This is a genomic window from Dysgonomonas sp. 520, from assembly GCF_010501095.1.
GTDB lineage: Bacteria > Bacteroidota > Bacteroidia > Bacteroidales > Dysgonomonadaceae > QVMP01.
The window spans coordinates 59,884-79,656 of sequence record NZ_QVMP01000007.1; the positions used below are offsets into that span (position 1 = coordinate 59,884).

At 38.8% G+C, this 19,773-nt stretch carries 13 protein-coding genes; 4 read left to right on the forward strand and 9 right to left on the reverse strand.

Going from position 1 to position 19,773, the window contains the following annotated elements:
- Window positions 1–66: 66 nt before the first annotated feature.
- The 6 genes from secA to D0T56_RS05315 form a co-directional block, all read right to left on the reverse strand.
- Window positions 67–3,366: a preprotein translocase subunit SecA gene (gene secA, locus D0T56_RS05290; RefSeq protein WP_163319095.1), complete on the reverse strand. Its 3,300-nt coding sequence runs from the start codon at window positions 3,364–3,366 to the stop codon at window positions 67–69.
- 73 nt (window positions 3,367–3,439) lie between these two features.
- The gene (locus D0T56_RS05295) at window positions 3,440–5,026 is read right to left on the reverse strand and encodes an alkaline phosphatase family protein (RefSeq protein WP_163319096.1); all 1,587 of its coding nucleotides are present in this window, start codon (window positions 5,024–5,026) and stop codon (window positions 3,440–3,442) included.
- Window positions 5,027–5,044: 18 nt separating this feature from the next.
- Window positions 5,045–6,244 carry a DUF4105 domain-containing protein gene (locus tag D0T56_RS05300; RefSeq protein WP_163319097.1) on the reverse strand — a complete coding sequence of 400 codons (1,200 nt, stop codon included), beginning with the start codon at window positions 6,242–6,244 and terminating at the stop codon, window positions 5,045–5,047.
- A 307-nt stretch (window positions 6,245–6,551) separates the two neighbouring features.
- Window positions 6,552–8,198 carry a diphosphate--fructose-6-phosphate 1-phosphotransferase gene (locus D0T56_RS05305; protein ID WP_163319098.1) on the reverse strand — a complete coding sequence of 549 codons (1,647 nt, stop codon included), beginning with the start codon at window positions 8,196–8,198 and terminating at the stop codon, window positions 6,552–6,554.
- A gap of 114 nt (window positions 8,199–8,312) precedes the next feature.
- Window positions 8,313–9,014 carry a DUF4328 domain-containing protein gene (locus D0T56_RS05310; protein WP_221412336.1) on the reverse strand — a complete coding sequence of 234 codons (702 nt, stop codon included), beginning with the start codon at window positions 9,012–9,014 and terminating at the stop codon, window positions 8,313–8,315.
- A gap of 209 nt (window positions 9,015–9,223) precedes the next feature.
- On the reverse strand, window positions 9,224–10,624 hold the full coding sequence (locus D0T56_RS05315) for a DHA2 family efflux MFS transporter permease subunit (RefSeq protein ID WP_163319100.1): 1,401 nt from the start codon (window positions 10,622–10,624) through the stop codon (window positions 9,224–9,226).
- A gap of 117 nt (window positions 10,625–10,741) precedes the next feature.
- Between D0T56_RS05315 and D0T56_RS05320 the strand changes: the two genes are divergently transcribed.
- The gene (locus D0T56_RS05320) at window positions 10,742–12,565 is read left to right on the forward strand and encodes a U32 family peptidase (RefSeq protein ID WP_163319101.1); all 1,824 of its coding nucleotides are present in this window, start codon (window positions 10,742–10,744) and stop codon (window positions 12,563–12,565) included.
- 160 nt (window positions 12,566–12,725) lie between these two features.
- On the opposite strand, the gene D0T56_RS05325 is transcribed toward D0T56_RS05320, so the two are convergent.
- The gene (locus tag D0T56_RS05325) at window positions 12,726–13,532 is read right to left on the reverse strand and encodes an AraC family transcriptional regulator (RefSeq protein WP_163319102.1); all 807 of its coding nucleotides are present in this window, start codon (window positions 13,530–13,532) and stop codon (window positions 12,726–12,728) included.
- Window positions 13,533–13,854: 322 nt separating this feature from the next.
- On the opposite strand from D0T56_RS05325, the gene D0T56_RS05330 reads away from it, so the two are divergent.
- The 3 genes from D0T56_RS05330 to D0T56_RS05340 all read left to right on the forward strand — a co-directional run bounded on the left by D0T56_RS05330 (window position 13,855) and on the right by D0T56_RS05340 (window position 17,111).
- The gene (locus D0T56_RS05330; RefSeq protein ID WP_163319103.1) at window positions 13,855–14,631 is read left to right on the forward strand and encodes a hypothetical protein; all 777 of its coding nucleotides are present in this window, start codon (window positions 13,855–13,857) and stop codon (window positions 14,629–14,631) included.
- Window positions 14,632–14,786: 155 nt separating this feature from the next.
- The gene (locus D0T56_RS05335; RefSeq protein ID WP_163319104.1) at window positions 14,787–16,403 is read left to right on the forward strand and encodes an ABC-F family ATP-binding cassette domain-containing protein; all 1,617 of its coding nucleotides are present in this window, start codon (window positions 14,787–14,789) and stop codon (window positions 16,401–16,403) included.
- 18 nt (window positions 16,404–16,421) lie between these two features.
- Window positions 16,422–17,111: an HAD family hydrolase gene (locus tag D0T56_RS05340; RefSeq protein ID WP_163319105.1), complete on the forward strand. Its 690-nt coding sequence runs from the start codon at window positions 16,422–16,424 to the stop codon at window positions 17,109–17,111.
- A gap of 30 nt (window positions 17,112–17,141) precedes the next feature.
- On the opposite strand, the gene D0T56_RS05345 is transcribed toward D0T56_RS05340, so the two are convergent.
- Together D0T56_RS05345 and icd are read right to left on the reverse strand one after the other, a co-directional pair.
- Window positions 17,142–18,488 carry a citrate synthase gene (locus D0T56_RS05345; RefSeq protein ID WP_163319106.1) on the reverse strand — a complete coding sequence of 449 codons (1,347 nt, stop codon included), beginning with the start codon at window positions 18,486–18,488 and terminating at the stop codon, window positions 17,142–17,144.
- 18 nt (window positions 18,489–18,506) lie between these two features.
- Complete coding sequence (gene icd, locus D0T56_RS05350) at window positions 18,507–19,769, reverse strand: NADP-dependent isocitrate dehydrogenase (protein WP_163319107.1); 1,263 nt, start codon at window positions 19,767–19,769, stop codon at window positions 18,507–18,509.
- Window positions 19,770–19,773 lie beyond the last annotated feature (4 nt).

A 19,773-nucleotide genomic window follows, 5' to 3' on the forward strand; every position in this document is an offset into this window, starting at 1 on the left:
TGGAACAAAAAAACCTGTAATGAAGCCACATTACAGGTTTTTTAGATATCGGTTCGGAAAAGATTATTATTCGTCTTTTCCGTGGCAATTTTTGTATTTTTTACCACTTCCGCAGAAACAAGGATCGTTACGGCCTAGTTTCTTTTCAACTCTTACAGGAATTGGTTTCGGTTTCTCCTGTTGTCTTGGTTGATCGGGCGAAGATGCTTCGTCGGCAGAATCTTTCTGAGTTTTATATTTGCTGTAATCAGTTTTTTCTTCCTGCTTTGCCTCTTGCAATTGCTCCGGTTCTCTCACAGGGATCTGACCTCTCATTAGGATAGATACAGCCTTTTTGTTCATCGTATCTACCATTGTCTTGAACAAGTTGAACGATTCAAGTTTATAGATCAGGAGCGGATCTTTTTGCTCATAACTTGCATTCTGAACCGATTGGCGCAGATCGTCCATTTCTCGCAGATGCTCTTTCCATTGTTCATCAATAGTCAGCAAAAGAATCGCTTTCTCAAAAGATTTCACAATACCTTTCGATCCTGTTTCGTATGCTTCTTTCAGATTACAAGAAATATTGTAGATTCGTTTTCCGTCAGAGATTGGAATTAGAATATTTTCAAATTTATCTCCTTGCTCCTCATACACTTGCTTAATTACAGGGTTAGCTATTTCTGCCAAACGATCCATTTTAGCCTTGAAGCTTATCAGAGTGCTTTCAAACACCATGTCTATCAGTTTGATAGGTTTTTCTGATTTGAACATCGCTTCATCAAACGGAGCTTCAACAGCCATCACCCTAAGCAATTCTATTTTTAATCCTTCATAGTCAAACACATCAACGTATTGCTCTACAATAGCCTGAGTGGTATCATACAGCATATTCATGATATCCAGACCGATACGTTCTCCGATCAGGGCATGACGACGACGCTTGTAGATAACTTCACGTTGCGAGTTCATCACATCATCATATTCCAAAAGGCGTTTACGGATTCCGAAGTTGTTTTCTTCAACTTTCTTTTGGGCACGTTCAACCGATTTGCTCAACATGTTGTGTTCAAGCATTTCACCTTCTTTGAAGCCCATTTTGTCCATCCATCCGGAAATACGTTCCGATGCAAATAGACGCATAAGATTGTCTTCCAAAGAGATATAGAATACGGAAGAACCCGGATCTCCCTGACGACCGGCACGTCCGCGCAACTGGCGGTCTACACGACGAGATTCATGGCGTTCCGTACCGATGATTGCCAAACCTCCCGCAGCTTTAACCTCCGGAGTAAGTTTAATGTCAGTACCACGACCTGCCATATTGGTGGCAATTGTCACAGTTCCTGCATGTCCGGCGGTAGCAACAATTTCAGCCTCTTTCTGGTGAAGTTTTGCATTCAAAACACTATGCTTTATCTTACGCATCGTAAGCATCCTAGCCAAAAGTTCCGATATTTCTACGGAAGTAGTACCCACAAGCACAGGGCGACCAGCCTCTACCAGTCTTTCTATTTCTTCAATAACAGCAATATATTTTTCACGTTTGGTCTTGTATATGCGGTCGTTCATATCGTTACGAGCAATCGGCCTGTTTGTTGGGATAACCACAACATCTAGTTTATAAATATTCCAAAACTCGCCTGCTTCTGTTTCCGCCGTACCGGTCATACCCGCAAGCTTGTTGTACATACGGAAATAGTTTTGAAGCGTGATTGTTGCAAATGTCTGAGTAGCAGCTTCTACCTTCACGCGTTCTTTAGCTTCAATAGCTTGATGAAGACCGTCTGAATAGCGACGACCATCCATAATGCGACCGGTCTGTTCGTCCACAATCATCACTTTGTTGTCCATAACAACATACTGATCGTCTTTTTCGAACAATGTATATGCTTTCAATAGCTGATTAACAGTGTGTACACGTTCCGACTTGATGGAATAGTTTTGTAGCAATTCATCTTTTTTCTCTGCTTTTTCACTGTCAGATGAAGTAGAATTTTCCAACTCCGACAATTGTGCTGCAATATCGGGAAGTACAAAGAACTGAGGATCGTCAGTGTTACCTGTAAGTAAGTCGATACCTTTATCTGTAAGTTCTATACTATTGTTTTTCTCATCAATCACAAAGTACAACTCATCCGTAACAATGTGCATGTTACGGTTTTGTTCGGCCATGTAAAATTCTTCCGTTTTCAACATGGTTGCTTTTACGCCTTGTTCACTTAAGAACTTGATAAGTGGTTTATTTTTAGGCAAACCTTTAAACGAACGATACAATAGCAAAGCACCTTCTTCCTGAACTTTCTTGTCGTCGGAAGCCATTTTTTGTTTTGCTTCGGCAAGAAGTCTCGTACACATATCTCGCTGAGCTTTCACGATGATCTCGACACGAGGTCTGTATTCATCAAACAGTTGTATGTCGCCTTTCGGAATTGGTCCTGATATAATCAACGGAGTACGTGCGTCGTCAATCAAAACGGAGTCAACCTCGTCCACAATCGCATAATTGTGTTTACGTTGAACCAAGTCTGACGGACTGGTTGCCATATTATCACGAAGATAGTCGAAACCAAATTCATTATTCGTTCCGAATGTAATGTCGGCCATGTAAGCCTGACGACGTCCTTCCGAGTTTGGTTGATGCTTGTCGATACAGTCAACTGACAGTCCGTGGAACATATACAAAGGTCCCATCCATTCCGAGTCACGTTTTGCTAGGTAATCATTCACCGTAACCACATGCACGCCATTGCCCGGCAAAGCATTCAGGAATACAGGAAGTGTTGCCACTAGCGTTTTACCTTCCCCCGTTGCCATTTCTGCTATTTTACCTTTATGGAGCACTGTTCCACCAAACAACTGCACATCGTAATGAATCATATCCCAGGTTATCTCATTACCTCCTGCAACCCATGTGTTGTAGTATATTGCCTTGTCTCCGTCAATTTCTACAAAATCGTGATTTTCTGCCAATTGACGGTCAAAGTCAGTTGCTGTAACAATTGTTTCTTCATTCTGGGTGAAACGGCGGGCAGTATCTTTTACAATAGCAAATGCTTCCGGTAAAATTTCTTCTAAAACAACTTCTATTTTCTCAGTTATTTCCTTTTCCAGTTTATCAATTTCAGCCCAAACATCTTCACGTTGATCCAATTCAAGATTTTCGATATTGCTTTTCAGTTCTGCAATTTTTGCTCTTTCTGTAACAACCGACTCTTGAATTTTCCGTTTAAGTTCTTCTGTTTTAGCACGTAATTCGTCGTTCGATAGTTTCTCGATATCAACGTATACGGCTTTTATTTTATCTACAACCGGATTTATTTCTTTCAAATCCCGCTGCGATTTATTACCAAACAATTTGGTTAAAAAGTCACTAAATGCCATTATTTATAATAAATTAAGTAATCAATAATAATATTATGCTTTCAAGTTATAACTAACTTAGAATGCAACCGTCCTAGTTTTGAAAAAGTTCAGGAAGCACTTTTGCCCTGGCCGCATTTGGAGAGCGTATGCGCAGAAGCCTGCATATACTTGGTGCTATTTCTTCCGCTTTTATTGTGCGCTTTATTCTTTGTGGTTGAATGTTATAGCCATAAAAAATAACGGGACTGGAAACCGCTGTTTCCCTGATTCGTTTTTCAACTACGCTTACTTCCTTATCGTCCACAATGCGAAATCCGGGTTGAATTTCAACGAATATATCGCCGGACAAGTCTTTGTTGAATAAGTTTTTATACTTACTCATATTTGAGTTTGCCTTATCCGTCAGCAGTTGCGTATAAGTTGCTACATCCTGAACACCGGTAAACTGTATAACAAATTCGGCAGCCTTATTTTGTATTTCTTCAAGGTTAAGACCTTTTTTTTCTATTAGTTTCCTGTTAAGGTATATCTGATTGTTGTAAAAATATTCTACCCATTGTTCCTGGCCGTATTTGGCCATAAGAAACATGTTCAGCAATGCCTGGCAACGATCGTAGAAGAATTTACCATCGGGCATATTCACTTTATCAGGATATTCGTCGTTTGCGTCAAAATAGCCTGTTGATGTGACAAATATCAGCGTATTCTTCAAACCGACAGTCTTTTCCACATCATCCAAAAGTGTGGCTATATCTTTGTCTAAACGGGCGTAAGTATCTTGTATTTCGAGCGAATAATTTTTATCTTCTATACCCCTGAAATTTCCTGCGTAAAGAGTTAGTGCCAAAAAGTCAGGATAGGAACGTTTTCCCATTTCTGCCTTCGACACCACTTTAAGTGCAGTTTGGCATATATTTTCATTTACATAAGGCGATGTTTTTAAATCCTTATACGAATTGTCTCCCGAAAATATATGCTGAAAATCGGAAATAGTTTGTGTGTAAGGAAATGCTTTATAGCTACTTATCGCTTTAAGAGGTTTCCAAACATATTCCCTTATACGTGTTGAATATGTTCCGTTTCGGTTTTCCTGCTCAACACTCCAATGAAAGTCTTTGTAGTATGTTGTCGTAGCCCATTTGCCCGAATAATCTTCGATCCAATATGCTGCATTTCCGGCATGGCCAGCCATAATTATAGCTTGTGCCTGATTAGGAGCAAAGGCATACACTCTGGATGAACTTCCGGAAGCAACTTCCAGTTCGTCCGTAATGGTGGATACCCTCAAAGCCTTTGGTGACAATTTTTCGGAAGTATAGTTTCCCAGAAAATCATCATCGTCAAAGATTGATACTTCCCGTTTTTTGTCGGCTAGATATTTTTTGTCCAGAAAAATTCCATTGTAGAATGGATTGGCTCCTGTGTAAATGGTTGCAATAGCAGATGAACTGTTTATTTCGGGGAAATCAAATTCCATGTTCTGATAAACAAGTCCGTTATTAAGCAATCGTTTGAAGCCTTTTTCGCTGAAAGTGTGTTGGAAAAGTTCAAAATAATCACCTCTCAATTGGTCAATAGTGATGCCTATGACCAATTTGGGTGCTTCACTCACTGTTGTCTGCGCCTGAACGGAAGCAACGGTGAGTACAGCTACAAGAGATGTTATTATTCTTATCATTAAAATCTTAATCTAAAATTACTTTCCGGCAATTTTCATATACAACCATATATTGGCGCCGGAACAAGCCAACAACGACAATATATATGGTATAAATGCCACATTCAGTTGTTGCGGAATCAAAAACCACGCCAAAAGGAACAAACTTAGGGCTGCAAAGTTAATAAAATGATAGTAATAAATAACTTTTGAACTGAATTTAAAGAAAAAGAATAGCGAGAATATTAATTGTAAAGGATTCAGCCAAATTATATTCCAATTTGGATTGGTTGCGGGATGTTCCGAAAAAAACATCAGAAAAAATATGACACAACCTGCAATTCCTGCCACAAAAAACAGCAAAAAAGTATATATTTTGTAGAATATTGTCAGTTTCGACCTGATGCAAGCATATAAAACACAGATAGTGAATAGTAATAACACGCAACCTGCAATAAGTGGATATTGGATGATATGGCTGGAACTTGAATTGTGTTCATTTATTATGATAGATTCGGACGAAACTAATTTGCGGGTTTCATTTCCATTTTCTATTGTTGCCCCACTGTATGCACGCATTAAATAGATCGGCAGAAACATTTTTTCCCTGTCCGTAGCAGTCCTGTCCAATCCACTACCCAATATCAAATCTATACCAAAGGCAGACCAAGGTAGCAGGCTGTTGTGTTCGTGAAGTAAATCCCTGAACAATTGCTCTTTGCCTGTGGGTGTATAGGTAATATTTCCTTCCACGTATTTTTCTATAATATCTCGTATACGTGTTGCACAATTGTCAAACAGGTAGTTATATCTGTATTCCCTGTTTTCGGGCATGCAATTGATGACTAGAGCTTGCCAAATTTTTTCCTTTTCCGATTGGGTTAAGTTTATAACCTGTTCAACCACAGGTTTTCCCCGTTTTTCATATTCTTCCAGATAATATTCGAAAGGGATGGCTCCAACCATATAATCTGTTTCTCCCTTAGCAAACCGATATGCAAAATTAGGTGCGTTAAAATCGAAAAGCCCGTAATTGAAAACAATATCACGGTCATTTTTCATGTCATTGACTCGAAGTGCTGTATGCCCATAAACGGTATACATCTCAGCATCGTAAGGATAGCTTGTAAGTATGCTTATTTGTGTAGAATCACTGATAGCTATATTAATATTCCTCGCATTAGTTATGACAATTACCGTGAATAGAAGAAAGAGTGTTATATATATTTTTTTTATCATTCTGAATAATAGCTAAATATATCTTAATTTATTGCTTAACAAATGCTTGTTGTTAATTTTTAACAAATAAGATTCAAATATAAATATTATTTTTGGAGGAGAAGATTTAATAATACTTCTAAATGAACGGAGACACCTAAAAATTCATAAAAAGAGAAGATATAAATGGACAACAGAAGACAAATACCTACATCATAAAGTATACTTATATTGTTATGAAAGTTTAAAAAACGGAAAATATACAAAAACAAAAGGTTGCTACTCAATGAATAGCAACCTTTTTTCGTTTTATCTAAGCAACTTAGCTTTATTTAGCTTGTTCCAATTTCAAGGTAACAGTTGGTTGGTCACAAACTTCTGTCGGACCAAAATATTGAATTGGACCCGGATATACATACTCAGTGTTTTCAGCCCATCTTGCACGATTCTCTGCAAAAAATTTGAACGGAGCACCATCCAGTTTTACCAATGCTTTTTGAATAACCGGCTTCAACTCGCCATGACGACGTTCCATGTTCATCATCATTGTTACAGGAACTCCACCCGCAATCCATTGATCGGCAGGAGCAGTAGTGTTACGAACTGATGACATATAGCCTGTTTTTCCTGCACTGATAAGTGCCGATGCTGTGTAGCCAAGAGCATAACAATAATCGGCATCATAATTAGAAGGAGCAGCACAACGACCTTCGTATCCGAAGAAATGTACTTGAGAAGCAAATTTACCTGTGTATTTTCCTTCTTTTTTCCATTCTGCCAATTTATTTCCAACCATTTCGGCAAGAAGTTTTTCTGTTTCGATCAAAGATACCTGAACATTTCCGTGAGGGTCACGATCAAGTGTCAACTGACGGGCAACACCTTCAGGAAGGCTTGCGTATACTTTTGCGTTATCGGCAGAAAGGTTATCAATAATGTATTGACGTTGTTTGTCTTTAGCCACTGCATTAAATTCGTCTTGGTGATGTGCCAAGAAATCGTTCAGTTCGGCGATAAGAGCTTTGATGGCCGGAATAAATTCGATCAATCCCTCCGGAATAAGTACAGTTCCGAAATTGTCGCCTTTCGCTGCACGTTTTGCTACAACAGAAGCTATGTCTGCTACTATTTCATCTAAAGATTGTTTTTTAGCTTCAACTTCTTCCGAAATAAGGCAATAGTTAGGTTGTGTTTGCAAAGCGCACTCTAAAGCGATGTGAGAAGCAGAGCGTCCCATCAGTTTGATAAAGTGCCAGTATTTGCGAGCCGAGTTACAGTCGCGCTGAATGTTTCCGATAACCTCGGAATATACTTTACATGCAGTGTCGAAACCAAAAGAAGTTTCAATCATTTCGTTTTTCAGGTCACCGTCAATAGTTTTAGGACAACCGATTACCTGAACACCTGCGTTTATTTCTTTGTAATATTCTGCTAATACACAAGCATTTGTATTTGAATCATCTCCACCAATAATGACAACGGCTTTGATATCAAGTTTTTTCAATATTTCAAGACCTTTGTCAAACTGCTCTTTGGTTTCCAACTTAGTACGACCAGAACCAATGATATCGAAACCACCCGTGTTACGGTATTCGTCTATAATGTCGGATGTAAGCTCCATATATTTATGGTCAATAAGACCGCCCGGTCCCATAAGGAAACCGTATACCTTACTGTCTTTGTTCAGTTTTTTGATACCATCAAAAATTCCGGCAATAACGTTATGTCCGCCCGGAGCTTGTCCACCGGAAAGAATAACTCCAATATTCATTGCAGGAAGATCAACTTTTTCAGTAGCCTCCACAAATTTAAGTATAGGCATACCATAAGTATTAGGGAAAAGTTTTTTCACTTCTTCCTGATCTGCTACCGATTGAGTTGCAGCTCCTTCTTCAACTTTAACAGTCCCATACAATGCTTTAGGCATTTTGGGTTGATAAGAAGCTCTAGCTACTTGTAATGCGCTTTTTTTCATCTTGAATTTAGATACGTTTTTTATTTCGATTAATTAGTTAGTCTTTCAAGGCTGGCAAATTTCGTTATTTTTTTTCAATTATGAAAGAGATGATATCAAGATGTATAGAATAAATTACTTTTCTAAAGAGGTTGTAGGCTCAGTAGGATAATTTTCTTTCATATTGTTATCTTTCACTTCTTCTTCTACCAATAACAGTTCTAGTTTAGAATAATTTTGGATAACAATAATAGTCAATATCGTTAACAAGATAAAGAGTATTGTGTTTATGGCAAGAGCAATATATTCATTGGTGACGATAGTTAAAAAAGATTTTTTTGTACCGGATGAAGTAATACTAAATTTTACGGTATATAAAATAACAAGAGTCCACCATGTATATACATCACCTGTGCCCAATCTTTCTGCTTTGTATGTTTCATTTCCTCTGGAAACAAGATATTTATCAGTCTCTTCATACATCTCTCTCATTAACTTAAATGGCAAATATAAATTGACAAAAGGTATAAACCAACTACCGGCAACCCACCCATCAGAACGACTTAAAGTATTTCCTATCCTTGCATTCAGATTGTAATAAGCACGCCTGAACCATTGGATAAATGTAACAACAGAAGCCACATATACAGAAAGGTAAATCAGATCAAAACTTAGTAACCATGTTTTATCTATTATTTTTCTTATATCAAAAGATTCGCCATATATCAGTTGAATTATGGAGAAAAGTATTATTAACATGTTTAAAGCAAAAACAATCCAAATAAATGTTATCGCGTTCTTTGCCCTTTGTCTGTTAGGTTTTAATTGTAGTAGCATCTTTTTTCTAGTAAGTTTTCAAAGTTATTGCCAATCTTCCTGAATAGTAAAATCAATATCTTTATCTTCTTCCATTTTCTTTTAGAAATGCGAATATACTAAATCTTTATGTATTCATTAAAATCTGTATTTGGATTTACTATAACAAAAACGTTTGTAGGGGCAGGCCTCTGGTCTGCCCGAAAGATTTGTCATGCCGATTCGCATACTTAATGTTTCTTTATTCTCACCACATCTCCGGCATTGGGTGACAGCTTTGTATAGCCATACAGAGAAATGAAACCAAGTAAAGCAACCATAAGAAAAGACAGGCGAAAATCAGCGACGGAATACCCTTCCCCTCCCCCGTTGATAGCGCTCGAAAATCGGAGCAGTACGGCTCCCATAGCAATACCAAGACCTGTTGACATTTGCTGAACCGTACTGTATAATGTGTTGCCTGCCGTCATACGCTCTTGTGGAACATCGGCAAACGCAAGGGTGGTAATAGCACTGAATTGCATGGAGCGGAACATTCCCGACAGGAACATAACCACAACAATCAGAACCGTTGGAGTTGTTGGTAGCAAAAACGCTGTTAAAACAGTAAACAGTACGATCATCAATCCGTTAGCAATGAGCACATACCTGAATGAGTAACGGTGCATCACCCAGACTGTTATAGGCTTCATCATCAGATTTCCTGCCATTGTAGACAAAAATAGTAAACCAGACTCAAAAGGACTTAGTCCAAACCCTTCCTGAAACATAAGAGGAACAAGAAAAGGCGCCACGCCAATAACCATTCGGGAAAGAGATCCGGTGAAAATTGTTACTTTGTAAGTTGGTATTCTTATTATGGAATAGTCGATTAACGGACTGGAAGTATGCTTTGAATATTTCACGTTCAGGTAGAGCAAACCAATGCTTGTAGCGATTATCAGAATGGAATACAGATAAGATTTTCCATCCTGGCTAAGAAGTTCTACTCCGTACATAAATCCAGCCAGAGCAAGTCCGCTAAGAACGAACCCGACAAAATCGAAATGACGCTTGAAGTTGTTTTCTTCCTCTTCTTTCGGAAAGAAATGCCATGCCAGCAGCACACATATTATACCTATCGGTATATTCAAATAAAATATCCAATGCCACGATACATAAGTGGTGAGGTAACCACCGACTAAAGGTCCAACTATCGGAGCCACCAACGCCGGCCATGTTATGTAGGCCATTGCGGTTACCAAATCTTCTTTGGGGGTAGCCTTCAATACGGCTAAACGACCGACAGGGGTCATCATTGCCCCCGCCATTCCTTGCATTATACGATAAATGATGAATTGATTTAGTGTTTGAGAACTTCCGCAGAGAATAGAAGAGAGTACAAACAATACGATTGCCGTACAAAATACCTTTCTTGTGCCAAATCTGTCTGCAATCCATCCGCTGACAGGTATAAATATAGCCAACGAAATCAAGTACGAAGTTACTCCGGCACTTAAGTGAACTATATCTGTGCCAAAAGACCGTGCCATTGCCGGAATGGCAGTATTAACGGCAGTAGTATCGAGCCCTTGCATAAAAAAAGCAATGGCAACAATGAGTGATACTGTTATAGCTCTGTTGATTTTCATATTATGGGATGCAAATTTACAACAATCAATTAACATCCGGCACAATATTTATGTTTAACAAAAGTTTTGATTAATCTTTTCTACCTTTGCATTTCCTTAATCAAAGACAGAAAAAAATTGATAATAGCCAGAAAAATAGAACTGCTAGCTCCTGCAAAAAATCTGGAGTGTGGAGTAGAAGCCATTAATCATGGTGCTGACGCTGTATATATAGGTGCGCCTCGGTTTAGCGCCCGTTCGGCAGCAGGCAATAGCCTGGAAGATATTGAACAGCTTGTAAATCATGCCCATCTTTTCGGTGCGAGGGTTTATGTCGCCCTTAATACAATATTAAAAGACGAAGAACTGGCAGATACGGAAAAACTTATCTGGCAGTTGTATGAAATAAAAGTTGATGCAGTAATTGTTCAGGATATGGGAATATTGATGCTCAATCTTCCTCCGATTCCTTTACATGCTAGTACACAGGTTGATAACAGAACTGTTGAAAAAGCCCGGTTTCTTGAACAGACCGGATTTTCACAAATAGTCTTGGCTCGTGAACTTTCAGTAGATCAGATTAGAAAAATCGCATCTCAAATATCAACGCCTCTCGAAGTTTTTGTTCATGGTGCATTATGCGTCTCATATAGTGGACAGTGCTATTTAAGTGAAGCCTTGTCAAAACGCAGTGCCAACAGGGGAGCTTGTGCTCAGTATTGCCGATTGCCTTACACATTGGTAGATTCAAATGGTGTGAGAATATTACAAGATAAGCATTTACTATCGATGAAAGACTTGAATCTTTCCGATCATTTGGAAGAATTGCTCGATGCCGGTGCAAGTTCTTTAAAAATTGAAGGTCGGTTGAAAGATATTTCGTATGTAAAAAATGTAGTGGCATATTACAGGCAAAAATTAGATAAAATACTCAGCAGGCATCCTGAATACATCAGAGCATCATCGGGTAAATCGACTTATACATTTACTCCCGATTTGAAAAAAAGTTTTAACAGAGGTTTCACCAAGTATTTTTTTGATGGCAGACCGTCAGAAAAAATTTGGTCGATAGACACCCCGAAGTCCATTGGAGAACCCATTGGAAAGGTAAAAGATATTTTTGATAAATTCTTTGTCCTTTCCGGAACTAAGATATTGAATAACGGCGACGGATTGTGTTTTTTGAACGATAAGAAAGAACTTCAAGGAATACGTGTCAACAGGGTTGATGGGGAAAAGATTTTTCCGTACGAAAACAACATTCACATAAGAAAAGGGACAGAAGTTTATCGTAATTTCGATCACGAATTTGAGAAAGAGTTAAGTAAAAAAACAGCAGAGCGAAAAATAGATATAAATGTATCTTTAACTGAGACTGCAAAAGGCTTCTGTCTATCAGCTGAAGATGAAGACGGAAATATAACCGAATTACAATTTGAGCATAACCTTGAACTAGCCAAAAAAGATCAAACCGAAAATATACAGGCAAACCTGAGTAAGACGGGAAATACTATTTTCAAAGTTAGAAATGTGATTATAGAGCTTTCGGAGAGTTGGTTTATCCCCTCCTCCACCCTATCCGACTGGCGCAGGCAACTTATTGATAAACTGACAGATGAAAGATTGCGTTCTCATATTGTTGAAAAGATGGAACATCTGCCCACAGCACATCCATTTCCTACGCATGATATAACATATCTGGGAAATGTGATGAACGAAAAAAGCAGACAATTCTATCTTCAACATCAATCTACTGTTAAAGAATTAGCTTTTGAAAAAGAGAAGCAAAACAATGTGCCACTGATGTTTACTCGTCATTGTATCAAGCAGTCGCTAGGTTGGTGCCCGAAAGAAAAAAACTCTGAACACGTATACAAAGAACCTTTCTATCTTGTGTACAACAATACCCGCTTGCGTCTTGAATTTGACTGCAAAAATTGTGAAATGAAGGTTTTGTACTAAGTTACTCTAATGATTTATACATATTGCATAATCTCGAAACAATTTGTCCTAAATTAAGCATTCTTCTATTTTGTTTATGCAAAAAAAATAATACCTTTGTACACTGATAATGAGACACTGAAAAGGCTCTGTCACTTGTAGAGTGACGGAGTTTCTTTTTTTATAGATATTGTTTAGTTCTGTTTTTTCTTCTGATTTCGGATGGAGAACACCCCAGATTTTTGTGGCAAAATTCATTGAAATGAGATAAGGTGGCAAAATTATAATTTGTGCTTATCTCTTTCAGGCTTTTGTTTGTTTGGCAAATGTCCTGATACACCTGTTTTGCCTTGTGATTTCTCACCCAATTGTATGCCGACGTATTGAATACCCGCCTGAAACGCTTGTTGAACCCTGAATAGCTATAACTCATCTTCTCAGCCAGTTGGCGCACAGAACGAATCTCCGGCAGATAAGTATGCACCTGCTCCGAAAAAAGAAAATCGTCCCATGCCAACATCTTGAAAAAGCCGTGCAGATGCTTCTCCGAATAGAAGTTTTTGAGTATGTACCAAAACTCTTTCAGCTTCAAATCCAACAAGTTACAATCGTCAATACCTTTGCTGATATATTCTTGCAGAACTTGAATATAAGTGACAACTACAGGCTTAATGGGAAGCAGAGCGATGCCTTCTTCTTGTTCTTGCGAACGATGAAGTGATGAAAGAATACAACAAAGCTCCGAACGGTTGGAGAAGCCGATTAAGACTATCTCTGACTTCTTCATTGCTTCGAGCGATACTTTATCCTGAAAGGGATAAAAAATCATATTGAAGGCTGGAATTTTTATTCTGTTGGAGGTTGAAGAAGAGGAATATATTTCACCATCCATAACGATAATTATTTTATTATCCCCCGCTTTCGGGTTCCATATTTCACCTTTCTCCAGACGTATAAAATCTATTTGTTTGTCATTTTTGGGTTTCATTCAGTTTGTTGTTTAAGTATTTATATATCATCGTGTTAAACGAATGTATTGCAAAAAAATGTTTGAAAAGCAATCACTTTTTCGCATAAACATCAAGTTATCAACTTCTTATTATTGAGACTTATTCTCATTTTATCAGCATGTTTTACGTGTGTTAAACTAAAAGCTAATTCGTCTATTTCATATTTCGCTTAATAATTTAAAAATTAGGCAGATACCAACTACAAAAGCATTCCTCTGTCACTCTACAAGTGACAGAGAGGCAGTATCTTAAAATTCAACACATTAACCGTAAAACAAATCACAAAAACAACAAAAAATTATGAAAAGAAATCTTACTGTTTTGTTACTGATTTTATCAGTAACAATAGCAAAATCGCAGGTTGGGATTAATACCGAAAATCCTCAAGGTATATTTCACATTGACGGGCAAAGAAACACGAGTGGAAACACGAACTTTTCGGACGATGTGGTGGTGGATACCCTAGGCAGGGTTGGTGTAGGCACAAACAGTCCCCAGACTAAAGTTGACATCAGGGCAGCAACGGCAGGAGCAGGCTTCCGCTTGCAGGACGGTACACAATCTGTAGATAGAGTACTCACCTGTGATGCTAACGGTAACGGTCGGTGGGCAGCCAGTGGAATACAAACTGTCTTGCCGGTATGGAATAGAAAAACAGATTGGACAGTTTCTATCAGTAAAACAAATATCAGTACCGGCACAACAATAACCTTACCTCCCGGTAAGTGGTGGATTCACGCATCTTATTTGATGAAACTTGATAAATCGAACAAGAATTCTTACTGGGTTAGAGCGAGTTTTACAGACGGAGATGTTCCTATCGAAACAGAAAATTGCCTTGTAACTTCAGATGTAGTACAAAGATTTTTAATTTCAGGATCAATAGGTGTAAGTGCAAATTTTTCGTCAATAACAGGAGGTATTATTCTTGATAATCAAACCAATTCCCCCAAAACATATACTGCTATAATCGTTTATATAGATGGAAGTGCTATTTTAGAAGATGTTAACTTAGTACACTTTGCTCAAGGTAGTTGGGGAGAAGACAACATGATTGCCATAAAAATACAAGACTAGAAACAGAAAAAAGAATCTCTCAGTATGTGGCAACAACACTGAGAGATTTTTACTTTCATTTTAAATCTTAGGTTTACGGGGTAAAGTAAATAAATATCTCGAAACATTTGACTACTTTTGCTCCTCGTTTCAAATTTCATATACTAAAAATCGAAATGTTAATTGTAGAAGGACTAAAAGTAGAGTTATCCGGACGGATATTATTTAACAATATAAACTTCATTATCAACGATAAAGATCGTATCGCCCTTGTCGGAAAGAATGGTGCGGGAAAAAGTACCATGCTCAAAATCCTTGCAAAGGTAAATAATAATTATAAAGGAACGCTATCTATGCCTGATGGAACCACAATAGGTTATTTGCCTCAGGTGATGGCTGTTTCGGATGAAAGAACAGTCCGAGAGGAAGCGTCTTTGGCATTTGCTCATATCTATGACCTCCAAAACATGATTGAGGATATGAACAAACAGCTTGAAACCCGTACCGATTATGAATCAGACGATTATGCCAAACTTATAGATGACTTTACACATGCTCACGAACGTTTGGCGAGAATAGAAGACACAAATTTTGACGGGGAAGTTGAGAAAACTTTATTAGGTCTAGGTTTTCTTCGTTCCGATCTGGACAGACCTACAAGCGAATTTAGTGGAGGATGGCGCATGCGTATCGAATTGGCAAAACTATTGCTTCGCAATCCTGATATAATGTTATTGGACGAACCGACAAATCATCTTGATATTGAGTCTATTGGATGGCTCGAAGAGTTTATTCAAACACGCGCGAATGCAGTTGTGCTTATTTCGCACGACCGTGCGTTTATTGATGCAGTAACCACTCGTACCATAGAGTTGACTATGGGACGAATTTACGATTACAAAGTAAATTATTCTAAATATCTCGAATTACGCCAAGAGCGTCGCCAACAACAGATTCACGCTTGGGAAGCCCAGCAAAAACAGATACAGGAAATTGAAGAATTTATAGAGCGTTTCCGTGCTCAGGCGGCTAAAGCAGTTCTGGTTCAGAGCCGTATACGCCAGCTTGAAAAGATGGAGCGTGTAGAAATTGACGAAGAGGACAAGTCTTCGGTTCGGATTCGCTTTCAGCCTGCAACCCGCTCTGGAACATATCCTTTAACGGTGGATATGGTGACTAAAAAATACGATGATTACCTGGTCTTTGAAAATGCCAACCTGATGATAGAACGAGGCGAAAAAATCGCTTTGGCAGGAAAAAACGGTGAGGGTAAATCTACATTCGTAAAATGCGTGATGGGCGAAACTCCTTACGATGGGAATATAATGCTAGGACACAACGTGACGATCGGCTATTTCGCTCAAAATCAGGCTCAATTGTTAGACGAAGACCTTACTGTATTCGAAACAATCGACCGTGTGGCAGAGGGCGATATACGCACGCAGATACGTAGCATATTAGGTGCGTTTATGTTCAATAAAGAAGATTCGGAGAAGAAGGTCAAAGTGCTATCCGGAGGAGAGAGAACCCGTCTGGCTATGATTAAATTATTGCTTGAACCCGTAAACCTCCTTATTCTGGATGAGCCTACCAACCACCTTGACCTGAAAACAAAGGAAGTTTTGAAAAATGCGCTTCTTGATTATGACGGAACTGTTATTCTGGTATCTCACGACCGTGATTTTCTGGATGGATTGGTTACTAAAGTTTACGAATTTTCGGATAAAAAAGTACGTGAACATATTGGAGGAATTAAAGACTTCTTAGCGAAAAAAAGAGCCTTATCTTCTTAATAATTAAATCGAAAAGAAATGAAGAATGTGAAAGTCATAGCCTTTGATGCGGACGATACTTTGTGGGAGAATCAGACATATTTCGATGAAACAGAGTATAAATTTCGAGAATTGATACAAGAATATATGCCTTTCGAAGATATTTCTCCCGCATTATTGAATGTTGAGATCGGAAATATGCCAATATATGGATTTGGTGTGAAAGCTTTCACTTTATCCATGATTGAAACTGCGCTGAAAATATCGAAAAATAAAGTAGATCAGCATGTTATTGAAAAAATTATCGGACTGGGAAAAGACATTTTAAACAAGCCCATAGAATTGTTGGACGGTGTAACGGACGTTCTGGATGCGTTGCACGGCAAATACAAATTGGTTGTGGCAACTAAGGGTGATTTGCTGGATCAGGAAAGAAAACTGAAAAAATCGGGACTGGAGAAATATTTTCATCATATAGAAGTAATGAGCGATAAGCAAGTGCCAAATTATCAAAAGTTTATAGATCATCTGGATTGCTCTCCCGATGAGTTTCTGATGGTAGGCAATTCTTTGAAATCGGATATAATTCCCGTTCTCGAAATAGGAGGTTATGCCGCCTACATCCCTTTCCATCGTACATGGGCACACGAAAAAATGGAGGATAAAGTCAACACTCCCAATCTGATACGAATAGAAAAGATAACGGAGATATTACCGTATCTAAAATGAGAAAAGCCAGTTGAGAGACTGGCTTTTTTGTTATCTTTTTTCTAAAGGTACATATTCCCTTGGATCGCAGGCATTTTTGTATGCCGGACGAATAATTCGTTTTTGCTTGAAATTCAGTTCCTCGTTGCGATGGGCGCACCACCCTACTATACGAGCCATAGCAAAAAGCGGCGTATATATTTCCTGTGGCAATCCGATCATGTCATACACAAATCCCGAATAGAAGTCCACATTGGCGCAGACCTGTTTTTTCACATTCGTACCTTTAAACTCCATGAAATTTTTGATCGCCCTTTCTTCAAGCAGATTGTAAAAATTGAACTCCGCCTCACGCCCTTTTTCTACGGCCAAATCTCTCGCCATCTCTTTAAGAAGCATCGCACGAGGGTCGGATATAGTATAAATTGCATGACCTATACCATATATGAGTCCTGTTCCGTTGTACGCTTCCCTATTCAATATTTTTTTCAGCAGCGTGTCGATTTCGTCCACATTTGTCCAATCCTTTATATTTTTCTTGATATAGTTCAGCATATCCACCACCCGCAGGTTTGCTCCACCATGAAGAGGCCCTTTCAAAGAGTTGATGCCCGAAGCTATGGATGCGTAAGTATCAGTTCCGGCCGAACTGGTTACACGCACTGTAAACGTGGAATTGTTACCTCCCCCGTGATCGGCATGAACCATAAGAGCCAGATCGAGGATTTTTACATCAAGGGCAGTATATTTATTGTGTCCCTTCATCATATAGAGGAAATTTTCGGCCAGAGACAGTCCCGGCTTCGGGTGTCGTATGTGCAACGATTTTCCCTGATTGTGCCTCAATGCGTTGTAGGCATAAGCTATGATAGTGGGAAATGTAGCTATCAGATTGAGAGACTGCTCTATAAGGTTCTCCTCCGATGTGTCGTCAGGGTTTTCGTCAAAGGTATACAGTTCAAGAACACAACGGGCAAGAATATTCATAATATCCTGACCCTCAAGATCAAGGATGTGCATCGTAATCTTCTGGTTCAAATCCATAGTTCTGCTCAGAAGGGCAGTGAATTCGTCCAGCTCTTCTTTCTTGGGAAGATAACCCGCCAAAATAAGAAACACAGCTTCTTCAAAGCCTGTCCGGTTTTCTTTTTGGGCGGCCCGAACTATATCTTCAATATTGATCCCCCTGTATAAAAGTTGACCGGGAATAGCAGATGTTGTTCCATCATCATTTCTTTCGTAACCTACTACATCCCCTACTCTAGTCAACCCAACAACCACTCCTGTATGATCTTCGTTCCTAAGACCTCTTTTCACATTATGAACTTTAAATAACTCAGGGTCTATCTGTGTTGTTGCTTTTATGGTTTCGGATATTCTTTTTACCAGATTTTTCATAATGTTTTCTTTATAATGTTATAGAGTTTCTTTCAAAGCAGCACAAAACCGACTAGTCGGCAATGAGTTTCCATTATCCATAAAACGAGCCAAATCGACAGTAGCCTCACCGTTACTGAACATCGACTCTAATCCGTTGATAATTAAATCAGAAGCCTCATTCCATCCGATATATTCCAACATCATCACAGCAGATAAAATCAGCGATGATGGGTTCACGATGTCTTTTCCCGCAATATCGGGAGCCGTTCCGTGTGTTGCCTCAAATATGGCGTGCCCGGTTTCGTAGTTTATGTTTGCGCCGGGTGCTATTCCTATTCCGCCAACCATTGCAGCCAACTGATCGGAAGCGTAATCACCATTCAGGTTTAATGTTGCAATGACAGAATAATCCGTAGGTTTCAACAATGAATTTTGAAGGAAGGCATCCGTAATAATATCTTTGACGATAAGTTTTTTCGAGGCTTTCGCTTCTTCCAATATTTTGTTGGCTTCAGTCTCTCCTTTTTCTTTCTTTATTTTTTCCCATTGCTGCATTGTGAAGACTCGATCTCCATATTCACGTTCGGCCACGGCATATCCCCACGTTTTGAAACCGCCTTCCGTAAATTTCATTATATTGCCTTTATGAACCAAAGTAACAGAAGGCAAATTATTAACCAATGCGTAATCAATGGCTGCACATACAAGGCGTTCTGTTCCTTCTACGGAAACAGGTTTTACTCCGAATGAAGAAGTTTCGGGAAAGCGAACTTTTGTCACGCCCATTTCATCGTGCAGAAATTTGTAGAATTTCTTAGCTTCGTCCGTTCCTTGCATCCATTCAATTCCTGCATAAATATCTTCCGTATTTTCCCTGAAAACAGTTATATTCACCTTTTCAGGTTCTTTAAGCGGAGTAACTACCCCTTTGAACCAACGCACAGGACGCAGGCAAGTATACAAATCCAAATCTTGACGCAGAGCCACGTTTAAAGAGCGAATACCTCCTCCTATGGGGGTTGTGAGAGGGCCTTTTATGCCTATCAGATATTCACGAAAAGCGTTCATTGTTTCATCTGGCAGCCAAGAACCGGTTTGATTAAAGGCTTTTTCACCGGCAAGAACCTCTTTCCACTCAATTTTTCTTTTTCCCTGATATGCTTTTTCAACAGCACGATCAATTACAGGTTGAGCATTTTTCCATATTTCTTTACCCACTCCATCTCCTTCAATAAAAGGAATGATGGGATTATCAGGTACATTTAGTTTTCCGTTTTCTATTGTTACTTTTTGAGGCATATCA

Bases quoted from the DNA above. Each gene is read 5' to 3' on its own strand.
- D0T56_RS05295 (WP_163319096.1), bottom strand. From the start codon at position 5,026: ATGATAAGAATAATAACATCTCTTGTAGCTGTACTCACCGTTGCTTCC.
- D0T56_RS05325 (WP_163319102.1), bottom strand. From the start codon at position 13,532: ATGAAACCCAAAAATGACAAACAAATAGATTTTATACGTCTGGAGAAA.
- icd (WP_163319107.1), bottom strand. From the start codon at position 19,769: ATGCCTCAAAAAGTAACAATAGAAAACGGAAAACTAAATGTACCTGAT.
- D0T56_RS05345 (WP_163319106.1), bottom strand. From the start codon at position 18,488: ATGAAAAATCTGGTAAAAAGAATATCCGAAACCATAAAAGCAACAACA.
- D0T56_RS05315 (WP_163319100.1), bottom strand. From the start codon at position 10,624: ATGAAAATCAACAGAGCTATAACAGTATCACTCATTGTTGCCATTGCT.
- D0T56_RS05305 (WP_163319098.1), bottom strand. From the start codon at position 8,198: ATGAAAAAAAGCGCATTACAAGTAGCTAGAGCTTCTTATCAACCCAAA.
- secA (WP_163319095.1), bottom strand. From the start codon at position 3,366: ATGGCATTTAGTGACTTTTTAACCAAATTGTTTGGTAATAAATCGCAG.
- D0T56_RS05335 (WP_163319104.1), top strand. From the start codon at position 14,787: ATGTTAATTGTAGAAGGACTAAAAGTAGAGTTATCCGGACGGATATTA.
- D0T56_RS05300 (WP_163319097.1), bottom strand. From the start codon at position 6,244: ATGATAAAAAAAATATATATAACACTCTTTCTTCTATTCACGGTAATT.
- D0T56_RS05340 (WP_163319105.1), top strand. From the start codon at position 16,422: ATGAAGAATGTGAAAGTCATAGCCTTTGATGCGGACGATACTTTGTGG.
- D0T56_RS05310 (WP_221412336.1), bottom strand. From the start codon at position 9,014: ATGCTACTACAATTAAAACCTAACAGACAAAGGGCAAAGAACGCGATA.
- D0T56_RS05330 (WP_163319103.1), top strand. From the start codon at position 13,855: ATGAAAAGAAATCTTACTGTTTTGTTACTGATTTTATCAGTAACAATA.